This window comes from Primorskyibacter aestuariivivens (genome assembly GCF_028023675.1).
GTDB lineage: Bacteria > Pseudomonadota > Alphaproteobacteria > Rhodobacterales > Rhodobacteraceae > Marinovum > Marinovum aestuariivivens.
Genome location: NZ_JAQIOZ010000011.1, coordinates 83403 through 101724, shown reverse-complemented (window position 1 = coordinate 101724; position 18322 = coordinate 83403). Strand labels below are relative to the sequence as shown.

Sequence of the window (18322 nt, the reverse complement as noted above, 5' to 3'; positions counted from 1 at the left end):
AGATGGATCTTGGAGTAACCGAGCGGATCAAACCGCTGATCGACGCCGTGCGCGCCATGGTCGAGGGCGAGATTGCGCCGCTGGACGCGGAATATCACGCCGAGGTGGGCAAGCATCCCTCGGGCGACCGGTTCCAGCACACCGACCGGCAGTCGGAAATCCTTGACGGGTTGAAAGCCAAGGCGCGCGAGCGGGGCTTGTGGAACTTCTGGCTCACGGGCAGTGACCGGGGCTATGGGCTCTCTACCGTGGAATATGCCTATCTGGCCGAGGAGATGGGCAAGGTCGCCATCGCCGCCGAGGTGTTCAACTGCAACGCGCCCGACACCGGCAATATGGAAGTGCTGGAACGCTACGGCGAAGACTGGATGAAAGAGCGCTGGCTGACGCCGCTTCTCGCCGGTGACATCCGCTCGGCCTATGTCATGACAGAACCCGACGTGGCCAGTTCTGACGCCGCGCAACTGGCGTTTGAGGCGCGACGCGACGGTGATGATTTTGTCCTGAATGGTGAGAAATGGTGGATCAGCGGCGCAGGGGACCCGCGCTGTGCGCTCTATATCCTCATGGCCTGCACCGATCCGGATGCCGCCAAGCATGCCCGCCACACCATGTTCGTGCTGGACCCCGACCTGCCCGGCATCGAGGTGCTGCGCCCTATGCATGTCTTCGGACAGGACGACGCGCCGCATGGGCATATGCATATCCGCTTTACCGATGTGCGGGTGCCTGCGAAAAACATCGTGCTGGGCGAGGGGCGCGGCTTTGAGGTGGCGCAGGGGCGGCTTGGACCGGGGCGTATCCATCACTGCATGCGCGCCATCGGTCAGGCCGAAAAGGCGTTGGAACTCATGTGCCGCCGGGGTCTGGAACGCGAGGCTTTCGGCAAACCCATCGCCGAACTGGGCGCCAATTACGATATCCTTGCCAATGCGCGTATGGAGATCGAGATGGCGCGGCTTTTGTGCCTCAAGGCCGCCTGGATGATGGACACAGCAGGCGTGCGCGCGGCCCAGCCCTGGATATCTAAGATCAAGGTCGTCGCGCCGCTCATGGCAGGCAAGGTGATCGACGAGGCGATGCAATTGCATGGGGCCAAAGGGATTTCTCAGGACATGGACCTTGCCCATATGTGCACCCATGTGCGCACCCTGCGCTTTGCCGATGGGCCGGATGCGGTGCATCGACGTCAAGTGGCTCGCGCGGAGCTGCGCAAATATTCGAACCGGAGCGCGTGAGGCGCGGGTCGGGCTTTTGCGTATTTGCCAAAGAGAAGAAGGACAGAGGGATCATGGATGAGCAGGCGCTGGAAGCTTGGTTGCAGAGCCATGTGCCGGGGTTTTCCGGGCCATTGCGCCTTGAGAAATTCGATAGCGGCCAGTCCAACCCCACCTTTCGCATTGATGCGGGCTCCGGCACCTATGTGCTGCGCCGCAAACCGCCCGGCGAGCTTTTGAAATCCGCCCATGCGGTGGACCGTGAATTCCGCGTGCAGCGCGCACTGGCGGACAGCGCCGTGCCGGTCGCCCGTATGCATGCGCTTTGTGACGATGACAGCGTGATCGGCTCCATGTTCTATGTCATGGACCATGTAGAGGGGCGGGTGATCTTTGATCCCTCCATGCCCGGCCTGTCACCCGGCGATCGTGCCGCCATCATGGATGAGATGAACCGCGTGCTGGCCGCCATCCATGACGTGGATGTCGACTCCGTCGGCCTGTCCAATTACGGCCCACCCGGCGATTACTATGCCCGCCAGCTGGCGCGCTGGACCAAGCAATACCGCGCGACCGAGACCGAAACCCTGCCTGCCATGAACGACCTCATCTCATGGCTTGAGACACATTTGCCCGAGGATGATGGCCAGCGCTGTCTGGTGCATGGTGATTACCGCATCGACAATCTGCTTTACGCGCCCGACGCGCCCAAAATCCGCGCCGTGCTCGATTGGGAGCTCAGCACGCTGGGCCATCCATACGCCGATCTCGCCGCCGTCATCATGCAATGGCAATTGCCGCCAGGAGACGAGGGGCGCGGGCTGTCCGGGCTGGACCGGGCGCAACTGGGCCTGCCCTCGGATGCGGATTTCGTCGCGCAGTATTTCGCGCGCCGCCAGATGCAGCCACCGCAAAACTTCGCCTACTACGTCGCTTTCGCGTTTTTCCGCATGGCCGCCATCCTGCAAGGGGTCAAGAAACGGGCGCTGGACGGCAATGCCTCGAACCCTGATAAAGCAGCAAAGCTCGGGGCTTATGTGCCCCGTTTCGCGGAACTGGGACTGGAGGCGGCGCATGGCGGATGAAAACGGGGCAAGCTGGGAAAGGCCATATCCTTTTGCCGCCCATATCGGCATGGACCTGACCGAATGGCGCGCCGATTTCGCGCGGCTCGAACTGCCGCTGGCCGAGCATACGCAAAACCGCCACGGTACGCCGCATGGCGGCATTCACGCCACGCTTCTGGACACCTGCATGGGCTATGCGGGCTGCTGGACCGGCGATCCGGATAACGTACAGCTTTGCCTGACGCTGAACCTGTCGGTGAATTACCTGTCCCGGCCCGAGGGCACACGGTTCATCGCCGAAGGGCGCAAGACCGGCGGCGGGCGGCGGACGTTCTTTGCCGAGGGTACGGTGCGGGACGAAACCGGGATCATCGTAGCCACCGGCACCGGGGTGTTTCGCTATCGCGGTTAACGACTGATTTCCTGAAGGATCGTCCGCGCCCTGTCATCCAGCGCCAGCGGCTTGTGCGTGCCTGCATCCACCTGCACCTGCGCAAAGAACCCGGTGGTGGCGGCCTCGGTCGCCTCACCCCGAAACAGCGCCAGGTCCAGCCGAAAGGATGAGCGCCCCACATGGCCGCATTTCACGCCCGCCACGATCAGATCGGGAAAGGCCAGTTCCTCGTGATAGGTGCAGCCGTTTTCCACCACCAGGAACCGCGGCGCATCCGGCGCGTCCGACAACAGTCCCGCGCCCATCTGCCAATGGGTGAGCGCCGTGTCGAAAAGCGAGAAATAGGTCGCGTTGTTGAGATGCCCGTACTGGTCATTATCCGCCCAGCGGGTGGGCATGTCGATGGTCCACGGATAATCGCTCCGCGCCCGGCTCATCCCGATTTCAACATCCGAAACGCGGTGGACGCCCCCCATCCGGCGGCAATCGCGATGAACAGCGACATCAACCCGTATACGAGCGGTTGTTCGCGCGACAAGGTATAGAGCCACCTTTCCAGCCCCACCTTGCGCACGTCGATCACGGTCTCGAAATCCGATACCACCTTGCGGTCCCGGACAAGGAACACCCGGGTGAGGTAATCCCCTTCGGTCAGGTTCGCGGGCATCTGGACCGAGGTGCGAAACAAGGTCTGCTCGGCCACCTCGACGCTGTTCTCATGCACCTGGTAAAGCCCATTGTCCTTGCGGATGCGGATCACCGCCTCGGCAAAGCTCTGGGCGTTTTCGATCTCCATTGGAGCCCCGACCGACCGGATCGCGCGCGGGATGGAAATCTTGTGTCGCAGGTCCTCGATTTCGGTCAGGATTTGTTTCATCGGGCCGGACGTGGCCACCGCGTAGAAACTGGGGGCGGCGTCCACTTCGACGGATTCGGTATTGACCCAGATGCCAAGCCGTCGGTCCTTCTTGCGCACCATCAGCGACTCGGACGGGCCGGCGATGGCGATGATCACATGCAGGTCACTCTCGGGCAGGGGCGTTTCGCGCTTGATCGCACCAAAGATCAGGATATTGGAGCCGTCGAAATTCGTGGTGATCGACACACGGTTCTGCGACAGGCCCAGTACCACCTCTTCCGTGGCCGCATGAAGCGGCGCGGCAAGCAGCATGAGGAGGGCCAGCAGGATGCGCATCAATGCCCTCCCGCCGCGCCAAGCGAATAAAGCTCCGAGGGCGTCAGGAGGAGGTCGAGCGCCAGCTTGCCGCAGACCACCAGCACCATGATCGCCAAGAGGATGCGCAGCTGTTCTGCCTTGAGCCGCGTGCCGATCCGCGTGCCGATCTGCGCGCCGACCACGCCCCCCACCAGCAACAGGACTGCCAGCACGATATCCACCGTAAAGTTCGTGGTCGCGTGCAGAAGCGTGGTGAAGCCGGTGACAAAGATGATCTGGAACAGCGAAGTGCCGACAACCACCTTGGTGGGCATATGCAAGAGATAGATCATCGCGGGCACCATGATGAACCCGCCGCCCACGCCCATGATCGCCGCGAGGATGCCGACCGCGACCCCGATCAGCAGCGGCGGAATGACCGAGATATAAAGCCCCGAGGTACGAAAGCGCATCTTGAACGGTAGCGCCGTGACCCAACCGCGATGCTTACGCCGCGACGGCGGTGTGCCCGGCGAGCGCTTGGCCTTGCGAATGGCGCGCAGGCTTTCGACGAACATCAGCGCACCGATCACACCGAGGAAAACGACGTAGCAAAGCCGCACCAGGAGATCGACCTGCCCCAGCGATTTCAGGTAGTTGAAGACCAGAACCCCGAGCGCCGCGCCGACCAATCCCCCGATCAGCAGCACGACCCCCATTCGGAGGTCCACGGTCTTTCGCCTGAGATGGGCCAGCACGCCGGAAAAGGACGAGGCAACGATCTGGTTCGCCTCGGTCGCCACGGCCACGGCGGGGGGAATGCCGATAAAGAACAACAGCGGCGTCATGAGAAACCCGCCGCCAACGCCGAACATGCCGGACAGGATGCCCACCAGCCCGCCCAACCCCAGAAGGAGAAAGGCATTCACCGAGACCTCGGCTATGGGCAGGTATATTTGCATGCCCCAATTAGACCCGAGACTGAAACGGTTTCAAGCTGTTGGCGGGGATTTACACCCCGCCAGGCCGGGAAATTGTCCTTGGCGCTATGGATGCGGGCAACTGGACTTATCTGCGGGGTGGCAACAGGGCTGCTCTTACCGCTCCTTGACATAGGGCTCACCCCCTGCGCGCGGCGGGATGGCCTTGCCCACGAAACCGGCAAGGATCACCACGGTCAGGATATAGGGCAGCGCATCCATGAACTGCACCGGCAGGACAAAGGCACCAAGATCGATATTCTGATAACGCAGCGCCACGGCCTGCAAGAGGCCAAAGAGCAGGCAGGCATATAGTGCGTACCACGGCCGCCACTTGGCAAAGATCAGCGCCGCCAGCGCGATATAGCCCCGCCCGGCCGTCATCTCCTTGACGAAACCCGCCTGTAACCCGGTGGCCAGATAGGCCCCCGCCAATCCGCAGAGCACGCCGCAGATCATCACCGCCGCGAAACGCAAGCCCACGACCGACACGCCCGCCGTATCCACCGCCGCCGGGTTTTCCCCGACCGCACGCAGGCGCAGTCCGAACCGGGTGCGAAATAGCACCCACCAGGTCACGGGCACCATGATAAAGGCCACGTAGACGAGGATCGTGTGACCGGAGATCAGGTCATGGTAGATCGGCCCCAGAACCGGCACGCCCTGCAGCGCCTCGGCAAAGGGCAGGGTGATCGGCTCGAACCGCGCGCCGCCCTCAAGCGACGGGGTGCGCCCGCCCTGTTTGAACCAGTCCTGCGCGATCAGCACGGTCATGCCCTGCGCCAGCATGGTGATCGCCAGCCCCGAGATCAGCTGATTGCCGCGATAGGTGATCGAGGCCAGCCCGTGGATCGCCGAAAGCACCAGTGACGCGCCGATCCCGGCCAGCAGGCCCAACCAGACCGATCCCGAGAGCGATGCAATGGCAGCGGCAAAAAAAGCCGAGCCGAGCATCTTGCCTTCTAGCCCGATATCAATGATGCCCGCGCGTTCCGAAAAGAGACCCGCCAGACAGGCCAGCAGCAGCGGAGTGGCCAGCCGCACGGTGGAATCGAGCACTTGCAGGATCGTCAACAGGTCCATGGCTCAGCCCTCCTTGCGCCGGAACGCCAGGAACAACCGTTCCAGCGGCATGCGCACCATATTGTCCAGCGCCCCGGTGAAAAGGATCACCAGCGCCTGAATGACGACAATCAATTCGCGCGGGATATTTGTCCACAGCGCCAGTTCTGCACCGCCCTGATAGAGGAACCCGAACAGGATCGCGGCGAGGAACACCCCCACCGGATGCGACCGCCCCATCAGCGCCACGGCGATGCCGATAAATCCCGCGCCCTCGGTGGCGTTCAGGATCAGCCGCTCGCTTTCGCCCTGGGTGGTGTTGAGCGCCATCAGCCCGGCCAGAGCGCCCGAGATCAGCATGGCGACAACGGTGATGCGCACCGGGGCAATGCCCGCGTATTTCGCGGCACTTTCAGAGTGGCCAAAAGCGCGAATCTCGTACCCCAGCCGCGTGCGCCACATGAGCAGCCAGACCAACACACAGGCCAGCACCGCGATGAAAAAGGTCACATTGGCGGGCGCGCCGCGGAACAGGATCGTGTCGGCGGTCGAGAACATGTCGCGGAAGGTGGGCAGGTGGGTTGCCTCGGGGAAATTGGCCGAGGCGGGGTCCATCGCCCCGGGCGGGCGCAGCAGGTTGACGAGGATATAGTTCAGCAGCGCTGCCGCGATGAAATTGAACATGATCGTGGTGATCACGATGTGAGAGCCGCGTTTGGCCTGCAGATAGGCCGGGATCAGCGCCCAGAGCGCCCCGAACAAAGCCGCCCCCGCCGCCGAGCCCAGAAGCGCCAGCGTCCAATGCGGCCATGGGAGGTAGAGACAGACCAAGGCCACCCCCAGCCCACCGATCATCGCCTGACCTTCGCCGCCGATATTGAACATGCGCGCATGAAAGGCCACGGCCACGGCCAGCCCGGTAAAGATGAAATTGGTGGCGTAATAGAGCGTATAGCCCCAACCGGACGAGCGCATCAGCGCGCCATCGACCATGAGTTTGAAGGCGGCCACCGGGTCTTCGCCTATGCCGATGATCACCAGCGCCGACAGGATTGCGGCCAGCACCAGCGAGAACAGAGGAACAAGGACCGCGTCGGCCCATGCGGGCATTCTATCCATCGGTCAGTGCTCCGCTTGGGGTGCCGAAATCTTCAAAAGATTTCGGTCCGTTTTCTTTTAAAGAAAACGGTAGGTTCGTTCCCCGGTCAGCCATGTTGCGCCGCCTCCCGTGCTTGCTTGGCTTTCAACTGCTCTTCCACCGCTTCGATGATCGGTTTGTCCGGCATCTCGGTGATCCCGGCCATAAGCAGGCCCAATTCTTTCTCATCGGTCTGTTTCGGGTCGCGTTCGCCCATCACATGCCCGTCAAACATCACGGCCACCCGGTCGGAAAGCGACAGGATCTCGTCCAGTTCCACCGAGACCAGCAGCACCGCTTTTCCTGCATCACGCAGGGAAACGATCTGTTGGTGGATGAATTCGATGGCGCCGATATCCACGCCGCGCGTCGGTTGGCCCACCAAAAGCAGATCCGGGTTACGCTCGATCTCGCGCGCCACGACGATCTTTTGCTGGTTCCCGCCCGAGAAATTCTTGGCCGTCAGCATCGGGTTGGGCGGGCGGACGTCGAATTTCTCCATCTTGCGCTCGGTATCGGCTTTGATCGCCGCATTGTTCATCAGCGGGCCGGATTGGTACGCGGGATCGTGGTGATAGCCAAAGGCCACGTTTTCCCAGGCGTGGAAATCCATGATCAGCCCCTCGCGCTGCCGGTCCTCGGGGACGTGGGCAATGCCGCGCGCGCGTCGCGACTGTCCATCGGAGTGCTTGCCGGTCAGGTCAATGGGCTGGCCGTTCATTTCGATCGTGCCGGTGGCGGCGCGGAATCCGCCCAAAACCTCAAGCAGTTCCGACTGCCCATTGCCCGCCACCCCGGCAATGCCAAGGATTTCACCGGCCCGCACCTCAAGGTCGATGCCCTTGACGCGCTCGACCCCGTCCTTGTCCACCACGCGCAGGTCGTGGATTTTCAGCACGGGTGCGCCGGGTTGAGCGGGCTGCTTGTCCACGCGCAAGAGCACCTTGCGGCCCACCATGAGTTCAGCGAGCTGGTCGGGGCTGGTCTCGGAGGTTTTGACCGTGGCGGTCATCTCGCCGCGCCGCATCACGCTCACCGTGTCGGTGATATCCATGATCTCGCGCAGTTTGTGGGTGATCAGGATGATCGTCTTGCCCTCTTCTCGCAGCCGGTTGAGGATACGGAACAACTGATCGGCTTCGGCCGGGGTCAGCACGCCGGTGGGCTCGTCCAGAATGAGAATATCGGCCTGACGATAGAGCGCTTTGAGGATCTCGACCCGCTGCTGGTGGCCTACGCTCAGCGTCTCGACCACCGCGTCGGGGTCGATCTTCAACTCATATTCCTCGGCCAGATCGGTCAGCGCCTTGCGCGCCTTGGCAATGGAGGGTTTGAGAAGCGCGCCATCCTCGGCCCCCAGAATGACGTTTTCCAGCACCGTGAAATTTGGCACCAGCTTGAAATGCTGGAACACCATGCCGATGCCAGCGGCAATCGCCGCCTGACTGTCGGGGATTTGTGTCTTGTGCCCCTGAATGAAAATCTCGCCCTTGTCCGCCTTGTAAAACCCATAAAGGATCGACATCAGCGTCGATTTCCCCGCGCCGTTTTCTCCGATGATGCCATGGATCGTACCGGGAATCACACGGATCGAGATATCCTTGTTGGCCTGCACCGGGCCAAAGGCCTTGGATATGCCCTTGAGTTCGATGGCTGCTGAAACTGCTCCCGTTCTCGCCATTTGCGCGTGTTCCTTTCCCCAATTTGGGAACCTCTAAGGATTAATGATTGCCCAATGGCCCTTTGAAGTTTCCGCGGCACAGGCATTCGGGCCAATTTTCGGAAGTTTGCTGTTAACTATCGATTTGCTTGCCGATTGCTGTTCAGTGCATTTTGGCAACGAAATCAGTTGGTAACCTCTTTTGCTCATGCACTGTGAAACAAGTTCATTTCTTAGCTCCGAGTTGGCGTCGTAGGAGTAGGTGTTGCCACCGTATACTTGACCTCCGGTAGTGTAGCACTGAACCGAATAACCAACTGAATAGCAGTTCGTTTGAGCAGGCGTGGTGTAGACTGGTGTGGTTCTAATTTGTTGGTTCACCGGTACCGATTGGACGCCGCGAATCCTACAGTTTGTTAAGTCTTCATTCAGCGTCGCAATCGAGGCGCCTTCACGGTACCATAAATCGACTGGAACACACGCTCCCAGAATTGCAAGGAGAGTGATCGAAATTGCAGTGCGCATAGTGAACTTTCTGAATTGAGTGTGGCGACCGTTAGGTCACCACCTCCTAGATTTTGGATTTGGCGATCAGAAGTTCAGCGCCGGGCAGCTGTCGTTCTCATAGTAGGCCACCACGTTCAGCTCACCGTTGATGATCTGTTCGCGCGCGGTATCCACGGCGGCCTTCATCTCGTCCGAGACCAGCGGCGCGTTGTTGTCGTCCAGCGCATAGCCTACGCCATTTTCCGCCAGACCCAGCGTGGTGAAGCCGCCGGTTTCCAGATCGGTGCCCGCCTTCATCGAGTTGTAGACAGCCACATCCACGCGCTTGAGCATCGAGGTCAGGACCTTGCCCGGGTGCAGGTGGTTCTGGTTGCTGTCCACGCCGATGGACAGGATGCCCTCATCCGCCGCCGTTTGCAGCACGCCCACACCGGTGCCGCCCGCCGCGGCATAGATCACATCCGCGCCCTGGGAGATTTGCGCTTTGGTCAGCTCGGAGCCTTTCACCGGGTCATTCCATGCCGCGGGCGTGGTGCCGGTCATGTTGGCGATGATCTCGATATCGGGGTTCACCGCCTTGGCGCCCTGCGCATAGCCGCAGGCAAAGTGACGGATCAGCGGGATATCCATGCCGCCGATGAAACCGATGGTGTTCGATTCAGACGCCATAGCCGCCATCATTCCCACGAGATAGGAGCCCTGATGTTCCTGAAAGCCGATCAGCTGCACATTCGGCGGCACTTCGGGCAGCCAGCCGTCGATGTTCACGAATTTGGTGTCGGGGTAATCCTTGGCCACTTCACCCAGGATCGAGGCGATGGAAAAGCCGGTGGTGATCACCGGGTTGAAACCTGCTTCGGCAAAGCGGCGCAGGGCCTGTTCGCGCTGGGCCTCGGATTGCAGTTCGATATCGCGGTAGCTGCCGCCCTCTGCGGCGAATTTCTCGGCGCCGTTAAAGGCCGCTTCGTTAAAGGATTTGTCGAACTTGCCGCCCAGATCATAGATCAGCGCCGGTTCGGCCAGCGCCGCGCCTGCGGACAGAGCCAGCGCCGCAGAGGTGGCAAGAATTTTATGCATGAAGGACATGAAGTGCTCCCGTTGATTGCCGCGCAGGTTTTGCCCTGCGCGTTCATGGATTGGCCCGGTTGGTCCGGATCATGCACAATTAAGGCCGTGTTGCACCGAAAGGGTCAACCGATTCTTGCCCGCTTCCCTTGCGGAAACACTGTCACGGCAGGGGTTTGCGGAGGACAAGCGCGTCTGCTGGCGGACCATCATGGCGCGGGTAGTAGCCCTTGCGTACAGCGATCTGCTTGAAACCTGCAGCGTCGTAGAGCGCCCGTGCCGGGGCGTTGTCGGCGGCGACTTCGAGAAAGATGTGGCGGGCACCGCGCGTGCTGACCCGGTCCAGAAGATCGGCGAGAAGCAGGCGTGCAATGCCCTTGCGCCGCTGCTCCGGGGCGGTGGCAATGGTCAGTATTTCGGCCTCATCCAGCGTCACCCGGGCCAGCGCGAACCCTTCGGGCCGTGCAATCAGCACACAGGCCGGGTCGTCGCGATAAGCGGCGAAATCTGCGGCGCTCCAGCCGCGCTCAAAGACACGGCCATGCAGACCGGCCAGCGCCTCAGGCGTCATCGAGGATGACCGGCGGCAGGTCACGCGCAGGTGCCGCGTCAGCCGGGCGGATATAGAGCGGGGCGGGTGGATCGGAGGTTTCCGGGAAGCGCTGCCGCGCGACCCGTGCAATGGCCTCGGCCACAGGGTAGGGGCTCTGCCGTATATCGGCACCGCAATGCTGCGCGGCGATCTCTGCCGCCGGGCCGGTGACATGGGCCGCCCGCAGATCGTCCAGCGTCACGAGAACCGGTGCCTCACCGGGATAGTCGCGGGCATAGACCCGGTCGCGCCGCGCATCGACCACGGCAGTAACCGGGCGCTCGACACCCAGGCTGGCCGCGTCAAATGCCGTGACCCCGACTGCCGGGATGCCCAGCGACAGCGATAGCCCCCGCGCCGCCGCCACGGAAATACGGATACCGGTAAAGTTGCCGGGCCCGATGCCGACGCCAATCGCGCTCAGGTCCTGCCAGCGAGAGCCTGACGACAACAGCATCTCTTCCAGCATGGGAAAAAGGTGTTCTGCCTGACCGCGCGCCATGTCATCATGCCGATTGGAGATGATCAGCGGCCCCTTGATCAGGGCCGCCGCACAATAGGGGCCCGACGTGTCGAACCCGAGTATGATCGGATCGGATGTCATGCCGGTGTCGGCATGGATCAGACGGCGACCGGGCGTACCTCGGTCACTTCGGGGATGTAGTGGCGCAGCAGGTTCTCGATGCCCATCTTGAGCGTCACGGTGGAGGACGGGCAGCCCGCGCAGGCCCCTTGCATATGCAGGTAGACCACGCCGCGATCAAAGCCGTGGAAGGTGATGTCACCGCCATCCTGTGCCACGGCGGGGCGCACGCGGCTGTCGAGAAGTTCCTTGATCTGGCCGACGATCTCGCTGTCTTCGCCGGAATGCTCATTATGACCGGAGGGGGCCGTGGCCTCGCCTGCCATGACCGGTTGGCCGGATTGGAAATGCTCCATGATCGCGCCAAGGATCGACGGTTTCAGATGATCCCATTCAGCGCTCTCAGCCTTGGTCACGGTGACGAAATCATTGCCAAAGAAAACGCCTGTCACGCCGTCCACCGCAAAGATGCGCTGCGCCAGCGGGGAGGCGGACGCGCCTTCGGACGAGGGGAAATCGGCGGTGCCGGTCTCCATCACGGTCTGGCCGGGCAGGAATTTCAGCGTGGCGGGGTTCGGGGTCGACTCGGTCTGAATGAACATCTGTGAGGTTCCTTATCGCTTTGCTCAGATATGAGCCTGAGGGGCGCGAATGTCAACGTTTGGAATGGTTCTAAGTTGTTGTGCCCCGTGTCGGGCAGGGCATTTGGGGGCTCTGCCCCCGTCGCTGCGCGACTCCCCCGGGATATTTTTGAGCCAAAGAAGCACGAGACGGATTATGAGCGGCACCCACAGTCCTTGGGGGCGGCCGGTGATCACGGCTTTGCAAAAAAATCGGCTGGGGGGTCAGGTGATCGCTTCCAGCCGCTCCTTGGTCATGTCCCCCGGCACGATCGTGATCGGGATCGGCAGGGAGCCGGAGTTCTTGGTCAGTTGCGTGACCAGCGGGCCGGGGCCTTTCTTGCCGGTGCCAGCGCCCAAAACAAGCACGCCGACCTCGGGATCGTCGTGCACCTGCGCGATGATCTCTTCGACCGGCTCGCCTTCGCGGATCACCAGTTCCGGATCGACGCCTTGTTTGTCGCGCATCCATTTGGCGAAAACCTCGAAATGGGCGTGGATGCGTTCGCGGCTTTCCTCGCGCATCACTTCGCCCACACCGATCCAGTGGTTGAATTCGTCCGGCGGGATCACCGACAAAATCTCGACCCCACCGCCGGTTTTCGCGGCGCGCATGGCGGCGAACCGCATGGCGTTGAGACATTCGCGGCTGTCGTCCAGCACCACCATAAACTTACGCATGGGTGATCTCCTTCGCCATGATCATGGCCGAGCCGTGCTGGCCTGTCCAGCACCCGTGGCATGCATGACCGCCGCATCGAGTCGGTCATTGCCCCAGAAAAGCTCGCCGCCGACGATACAGGTCGGCGCGCCAAAAATGCCCTTGTCCAGTGCTGCATCGGTCTGGGCGCGCAGGGCGGATTTGGCGTGGTCGCTGTCGGCGGCGGCGAGGGCCGGGGCGGGGTCGACCCCGCAGGAGGCAAGGCAATCGGCCACCACCTGCGGTGTGCCGATCTCGGCGTCGCGGGCAAAGTTCGCGTCATAGACCGCACGGACGAACCCGCCCAGCCAGGGCGCATCGGGATGCGCGCAGACCACCCGCGCCGCAAGAAGCGAGCCGCGCGGAAAGGCGGACGGTTTGCGGAAGGTCAGGCCCTGTTCGGCACAGATCCGCTCCATGTCGCGCCACATATAGGCCCCCTTGGCCTGATTAAGGTTGAAAGGGGAATCCGACATGCCAAAGCGTTTGAACACCGGTCCCAGCAGGAAGGGTTTCCAGTTCAGCGCCACGCCAGCTTCGCGGCAGAGCCGTTCGACGCGCATGGCGGCGGGATAGCTGTAGGTCGAGGCAAACTCGAACCAGAATTCCAGTGCGGGAGTATCGGTCATGCTATAGCGTTTCCAGTTTAAGTTGAATCGGCAATACCCTGCCACGCCTGCCGCGCTCTCGGGACATTGGCGATGCCTTGTTTCAATGAAAACTGGAAACGCTTTAGTGCGACGCGGCCCAGTCCCAATAGAGATCGCGCACCCGGCGCGTGACCGGCCCGACCTGATACTGCGTGTCGTCAAAGGCGGTGACCGGCGTGACCTTCATCATGTTGCCGGACATGAACACCTCGTCCGCGTCGTGGAACTCGTCAAATCCCATGACCTTTTCCACCACCTCGACCCCATCAGCGCGCAGGTTCGAGATATGCCGCGCGCGGGTGATCCCGGCGAGGAACGTGCCATTGGGGATGGGGGTAAAGACGACGCCGTCCTTGACCGCAAAGATATTGGCGGTGGCGGTTTCGGCCACATTGCCCAAAGCGTCGGCCACCAGCGCATTGCCAAAGCCCTTGGCGCGCGCTTCGGCCAGCATGCGGGCATTGTTGGGATAGAGGCAGCCGGCCTTGGCATTGACCACCGCATCCTCAAGCACGGGGCGGCGGAACCGCGTGGTGGTCAGCGTGGTCGAGGCATCCTTTGGGGCCATGGGAATGGCTTCGAGCGAGATGGCGAAACCGGTTGCATCGGCTTTGGGCACGATGGCGAGGTAATCGCCCTCAAGCGCCCAATACATCGGCCGGATATAGACCGCGGTGCCCGGGGTATAGGCCCGGAGTCCCTCTTTCACGATGCTTACCATTTCTTCGGTCGTGACAGACGGCGTGATCATCAGCGCCTCGGCCGAGCGGTTCACCCGGGCGCAATGCAGCTCCAGATCCGGGGTCATCCCGTCCACCATCCGCGCGCCGTCGAATACCGTCGTGCCCAGCCAGGACCCGTGATCGGCGGCCTTCATCACGGGAATGTCGCCCTCGTGCCATTTGCCGTCGTAATAGGTGCGGATATCGGTGCCTGATGCCATGTCTTTGGTCCTCCCGCGGGCGAAGCTAGGCGCGCGGGACGGGGAGGTCCAGTTCTAATCCGCGGCCTCGGCCAGCAACGCATCGAGATCGAGCGGGCGGTTATACATCGCCAGATCGCCCTTGGCGTCGCGCGGCCATTCCGCCTCGTCGCGGTCGCGGTAGAGCTCGACGCCATTATCATCCGGGTCGCGCAGGTAGATCGCTTCGCTCACGCCATGGTCGGCGGCCCCGTCCAGCGGAATACCCGCATCACGGATCCGGGCTAGGGCCGCACCAAGCGAGGCGCGGTCGGGATAGAGAAAGGCCGTGTGGTAGAGACCGGTATGCCCCGCCGGTGGGGGCGTCGCGCCAAGGCTTTCCCATGTGTTCAGTCCAAGATGATGGTGATAGCCGCCTGCCGACATGAAGGCGGCACCCGGGCCGTAGCGTTGCATCACCTCAAACCCGATCACATCGCGGTAAAAGCGGATCGAACGGTCGAGATCGGACACTTTCAGATGGACATGGCCAATACGGGTTTGGGCGGGGGCATGGGGCATGGTGGTAACTCCTGTTTCGGTTTAAATGCGCTGTCCGGCAGCGGTGCGCAATGCACCTGGGGCCACAGGCGGCTCGACATTGGCGCACAGTGCTGCATATCGAGCCGGTGTTGTGTCCGATACGACAATTGGTCAAAAGAACGGCGTCGTCGCGCGTGTCAGTGCGGCCGCGATACACCAAGCAGACGCCAGACGGCGCAGGAGCGTTTTTCGCCATGATACCACGCATCGACCTGAGCCCTAACCTTTCTCTCAGCCGCATTGTCTACGGCATGTGGCGGGTGGCTGATGACAGTGACACCTCACCTGCGCATGTGCGCGCCAAGATCGAAGCCTGTCTCGAGCAGGGGATCACCACGATGGATCAGGCCGATATCTACGGCGGCTACCGGGCAGAGGAAATCATGGGCGCGGCGCTTGTCCCGGAACTGCGCGACAGGATCGAGATCGTCACGAAATGCGATATCGTCCTGCCCGAGGGGCCTTTTGCCGACCGGCGAGTGAAATATTACGATACCTCTCCCGCGCATATCACGGCATCTGTCGAGAATTCGCTGCGGCTGATGAAGACCGACCGCATCGACCTCTTGCTGATCCACCGGCCCGACCCGTTCATGGATGCCGCCGAGACCGGGCAGGCGCTGGATGCGTTGGTGCAATCGGGCAAGGCGCGCGCGGTGGGCGTGTCGAATTTCCGGCTGTATGACTGGACGCTGCTGCAATCCGCCATGGCGACACCACTGGTCACCAACCAGATCGAGATTTCGCTGAATCGCCCGGAGCCGTTCTCCAACGGTGATCTCGCCTTCCTCCAGGAACGCGGCATCGCGCCAATGGCCTGGTCGCCGCTGGGTGGCGGCGGGCTGATGACGGCGGATGGACCGGTACAGGCGGCGTTGGACCGGATTGCCGCCGAACAGGGCGTGGACCGCGCGGCGGTGGCGGTGGGGTGGCTGCTGGCCCATCCGGCCCGTATCCTGCCGGTAATGGGCACGAATACCCTGTCCCGGATTGCCAGCCTGTCCGACGCACTACGCGTGGAGATGGACCGGCAGACATGGTTCGAGCTGTACACGCTGGCGCTGGGCCACGAGTTGCCGTGAGGGGGACCGGAGTCTTTCAAAGACTTCGGCCCGTTCAGCTGGAAAACTGTCCCCCGGACAGTTTTCCAGCCTCACTCTTTTGAAGGAATCGGGGCCTTACGCCCCAACCATCCCGATGATCTCGTAGGTTCGCTTCAGGATCGGCTCGGAAATTGCCCGGGCGCGGTCGGCGCCGTCCGACAGGATGCGGTCGATCTCGGCCGGGTCGGCCATAAGCCGGGCCATTTCGCCCGAGATCGGCGACAGTTTCTCGACCGCCAGATCGGACAGCATCGGTTTGAATTCGGAGAACTGTTTGCCGCCCACGTCGCGCAGCACATCCTCGACACTCTGGTCATTCAGCGCGGCGTAGATATTCACGAGGTTGCGTGCCTCGGGGCGGTCTTCCAATCCTTTAACGTCCGAGGGCAGGCCCTCGGGGTCGGTCTTGGCCTTGCGGATCTTTTTGGCGATGGTGTCGGCATCGTCGGTCATGTTGATGCGGCTGGCGTCCGAGGGATCGGATTTCGACATCTTCTTGGAACCGTCGCGCAGCGACATGACCCGCGTGGCCGCGCCCTCGATCACCGGTTCGGTGATGGGGAAGAAATCGACGCCGTAATCATGGTTGAACTTGATCGCGATGTCGCGGGTCAGTTCCAGGTGCTGTTTCTGGTCCTCGCCCACCGGCACATGGGTGCCGTGATAGGCGAGGATATCCGCCGCCATCAGCGCCGGATAGGCGAACAGCCCCAGCGAGGCGTTCTGCTGGTTCTTGCCGGCCTTGTCCTTCCACTGGGTCATGCGCTGCATCCAGCCCATGCGGGCGATACAGTTGAAAATCCAGGCGAGCTGCGCGTGGGTGGAGACCTGCGACTGGTTGAACAGGATGGATTTCGCCGGGTCCAGCCCCGAGGCGATATAGCCTGCGGCCAGTTCGCGGGTCTGGCGGCGCAGCGTCTCCGGTTCGAACAGGGTGGCGGTGATCGCGTGCAGATCGACCACGCAATAGATTGTCTCGACGCCGCTGTCCTGCATGTCCACGAAGCGCTTGATCGCCCCGAGGTAATTGCCAAGGGTCAGCCCGCCCGACGGCTGGATGCCCGAGAATACGCGCGGGGTGAAGGCAGATGGGGTTTGGACGCCCTCTGTCATGGGATGTCTCCGTCTGGATTTCTGGTTCATGGTCGCTTACCCATGCCCCAATGGGCCGTCAAGCAGATGCCGGCCCCGTGAAGCCGGAGCGCCAGCATGTCAGACCCTTTATCCCCCGAGCCCCACAATCAGCCGCCGGTCAATCCCTTGCCAACGGTGGTGGTGGCGCTGTTCCTGGTAATCGCCGGGATCGAACTGGTGTTCATGGCGGGCGCGCGCGGTTTTGTCGGCGGGCCGGGGGCCGTGGGCTGGCGGCTGGAGGCGCTGCAGGCCTATGCTTTTTCCGGAGCGGTGTTCGACTGGATGATCGCCAATGGGAACTATCCGGCCGATCAGCTGATGCGCTTTGTCACCTATCCCTTCGTGCAGGCCAATTTCAGTCATGCCCTGTTTGTCTGTGTGCTGCTTCTGGCGCTGGGCAAGATGGTGGCCGAGGCCATGGGCAGCATTGCGACGCTGGTGATTTTCTTTGGCGCATCGGTTCTGGGTGCCTTGGGCTATGCGCTGGTATTGGACGACCCGGCACCGCTCTTTGGTGGGTTTCCGGGTGTCTACGGGTTGATCGGCGGGTTCACCTTTCTGCTCTGGCAACGTCTTGGCGAAGAGGGCGGGCCGCAGATCCGCGCCTTCATTCTGATCGGCGGGTTGCTGTTCATCCGGCTGGTATTTGCGCTGCTTTATGGGACCGATGCCACCTGGCTGGCGGATTTCGTGGGGTTCGGCGCGGGGTTCGGGCTGTCGATCCTGTTCGTCCCGGGCGGGTGGCAGAAGATGCTCGAACGGTTGCGCCGGTGAAGCCGTGTAGGGACGCGTGGTGCCGCTTTGCGAGGCTTCGAGCGTCGGGTACGCGCAGAAAGCGGGCTTTGTAAAGTTGGGTGGCGAGTGACCGACATGCGGGACAAAGCGGGCATTGCGCACGACGCGCGATGGCCAGACCGCGGGATGGCGATCCAACGGCAGTTAGGGCCACTTTATCTTTGCCAAACCCGCAAAAGCCCTGAAGGACGCGCCGTTGCCCCCAAATCGCCAGCCCTTGCGGGCGGTCTGGCGATCGCGCGGCGGCCTTCGGCCTTGATTCCGCGCGGGCCACGTCCCCTTCGGGCTCACACCCGCCCCCTGACCATTTCGCCAGTGATTTCTGCCGCCTGACCCATGCCGTGTCAGGTTCAGAAACATCGCGGTTGCGCGATCGACATAAAAACTATAAAACT

The 18322-nt window shown here is 62.2% G+C and carries 20 protein-coding genes; 5 read left to right on the top strand and 15 right to left on the bottom strand.

What is annotated here, in order from left to right; all coding sequences use genetic code 11:
* The first annotated feature begins 2 nt into the window (after positions 1–2).
* Genes PGB28_RS12760 through PGB28_RS12750 form a run of 3 tightly spaced genes read left to right on the top strand, consistent with a single transcriptional unit; the run spans position 3 to position 2696 of the window.
* Entirely contained in the window at positions 3–1238 is a 1236-nt protein-coding gene (locus PGB28_RS12760) for an acyl-CoA dehydrogenase family protein (protein WP_271421895.1), read from the top strand.
* 53 nt (positions 1239–1291) lie between these two features.
* Complete coding sequence (locus PGB28_RS12755; protein ID WP_271421894.1) at positions 1292–2302, top strand: phosphotransferase family protein; 1011 nt, start codon at positions 1292–1294, stop codon at positions 2300–2302.
* Positions 2292–2696, top strand: a complete 405-nt coding sequence (locus PGB28_RS12750; RefSeq protein WP_271421893.1) for a PaaI family thioesterase — start codon at positions 2292–2294, stop codon at positions 2694–2696. Before PGB28_RS12755 ends, PGB28_RS12750 begins: the two co-directional genes overlap by 11 nt.
* On the opposite strand, the gene PGB28_RS12745 is transcribed toward PGB28_RS12750, so the two are convergent.
* From PGB28_RS12745 to PGB28_RS12680, 14 genes are all read right to left on the bottom strand, one after another.
* The gene (locus PGB28_RS12745) at positions 2693–3115 is read right to left on the bottom strand and encodes an acyl-CoA thioesterase (protein WP_271421892.1); all 423 of its coding nucleotides are present in this window, start codon (positions 3113–3115) and stop codon (positions 2693–2695) included. The genes PGB28_RS12750 and PGB28_RS12745 overlap by 4 nt on opposite strands.
* Positions 3112–3873, bottom strand: a complete 762-nt coding sequence (locus PGB28_RS12740; RefSeq protein ID WP_271421891.1) for a TIGR02186 family protein — start codon at positions 3871–3873, stop codon at positions 3112–3114. The genes PGB28_RS12745 and PGB28_RS12740 overlap by 4 nt, the downstream gene beginning before the upstream one ends.
* Positions 3873–4796: a sulfite exporter TauE/SafE family protein gene (locus tag PGB28_RS12735; RefSeq protein ID WP_271421890.1), complete on the bottom strand. Its 924-nt coding sequence runs from the start codon at positions 4794–4796 to the stop codon at positions 3873–3875. Before PGB28_RS12735 ends, PGB28_RS12740 begins: the two co-directional genes overlap by 1 nt.
* Before the next feature lie 135 nt (positions 4797–4931).
* Positions 4932–5897, bottom strand: coding sequence for an ABC transporter permease (locus PGB28_RS12730; protein WP_271421889.1), 966 nt, complete (start codon positions 5895–5897; stop codon positions 4932–4934).
* Positions 5898–5900: 3 nt separating this feature from the next.
* Entirely contained in the window at positions 5901–6995 is a 1095-nt protein-coding gene (locus PGB28_RS12725; protein WP_271421888.1) for an ABC transporter permease, read from the bottom strand.
* 86 nt (positions 6996–7081) lie between these two features.
* Positions 7082–8695 (bottom strand): ABC transporter ATP-binding protein, encoded by a 1614-nt coding sequence (locus PGB28_RS12720; protein WP_271421887.1) that lies wholly within the window; start codon positions 8693–8695, stop codon positions 7082–7084.
* A 570-nt stretch (positions 8696–9265) separates the two neighbouring features.
* On the bottom strand, positions 9266–10267 hold the full coding sequence (locus PGB28_RS12715; RefSeq protein WP_271421886.1) for a BMP family lipoprotein: 1002 nt from the start codon (positions 10265–10267) through the stop codon (positions 9266–9268).
* A 142-nt stretch (positions 10268–10409) separates the two neighbouring features.
* Positions 10410–10817 (bottom strand): ribosomal protein S18-alanine N-acetyltransferase, encoded by a 408-nt coding sequence (gene rimI, locus PGB28_RS12710; RefSeq protein WP_271421885.1) that lies wholly within the window; start codon positions 10815–10817, stop codon positions 10410–10412.
* Entirely contained in the window at positions 10807–11442 is a 636-nt protein-coding gene (gene tsaB / locus PGB28_RS12705) for a tRNA (adenosine(37)-N6)-threonylcarbamoyltransferase complex dimerization subunit type 1 TsaB (RefSeq protein ID WP_271421884.1), read from the bottom strand. The genes rimI and tsaB overlap by 11 nt, the downstream gene beginning before the upstream one ends.
* 17 nt (positions 11443–11459) lie before the next feature.
* Positions 11460–12023, bottom strand: a complete 564-nt coding sequence (locus PGB28_RS12700; RefSeq protein ID WP_271421883.1) for a NifU family protein — start codon at positions 12021–12023, stop codon at positions 11460–11462.
* A gap of 243 nt (positions 12024–12266) precedes the next feature.
* Positions 12267–12722, bottom strand: a complete 456-nt coding sequence (locus tag PGB28_RS12695; RefSeq protein WP_271421882.1) for a universal stress protein — start codon at positions 12720–12722, stop codon at positions 12267–12269.
* A gap of 21 nt (positions 12723–12743) precedes the next feature.
* Complete coding sequence (locus tag PGB28_RS12690) at positions 12744–13370, bottom strand: 2-hydroxychromene-2-carboxylate isomerase (protein WP_271421881.1); 627 nt, start codon at positions 13368–13370, stop codon at positions 12744–12746.
* A 103-nt stretch (positions 13371–13473) separates the two neighbouring features.
* Positions 13474–14334, bottom strand: coding sequence for a branched-chain amino acid aminotransferase (locus PGB28_RS12685; protein ID WP_271421880.1), 861 nt, complete (start codon positions 14332–14334; stop codon positions 13474–13476).
* A gap of 54 nt (positions 14335–14388) precedes the next feature.
* The gene (locus PGB28_RS12680) at positions 14389–14874 is read right to left on the bottom strand and encodes a VOC family protein (RefSeq protein WP_271421879.1); all 486 of its coding nucleotides are present in this window, start codon (positions 14872–14874) and stop codon (positions 14389–14391) included.
* A gap of 218 nt (positions 14875–15092) precedes the next feature.
* Between PGB28_RS12680 and PGB28_RS12675 the strand changes: the two genes are divergently transcribed.
* Complete coding sequence (locus PGB28_RS12675; RefSeq protein ID WP_271421950.1) at positions 15093–15977, top strand: aldo/keto reductase; 885 nt, start codon at positions 15093–15095, stop codon at positions 15975–15977.
* Positions 15978–16073: 96 nt separating this feature from the next.
* Here the strand turns inward: PGB28_RS12675 and trpS are convergent, their stop codons facing one another.
* Positions 16074–17111: a tryptophan--tRNA ligase gene (gene trpS / locus PGB28_RS12670; RefSeq protein ID WP_271421878.1), complete on the bottom strand. Its 1038-nt coding sequence runs from the start codon at positions 17109–17111 to the stop codon at positions 16074–16076.
* A gap of 96 nt (positions 17112–17207) precedes the next feature.
* Between trpS and PGB28_RS12665 the strand changes: the two genes are divergently transcribed.
* The gene (locus PGB28_RS12665) at positions 17208–17906 is read left to right on the top strand and encodes a rhomboid family intramembrane serine protease (RefSeq protein ID WP_271421877.1); all 699 of its coding nucleotides are present in this window, start codon (positions 17208–17210) and stop codon (positions 17904–17906) included.
* The last annotated feature ends 416 nt before the right edge of the window (positions 17907–18322 follow it).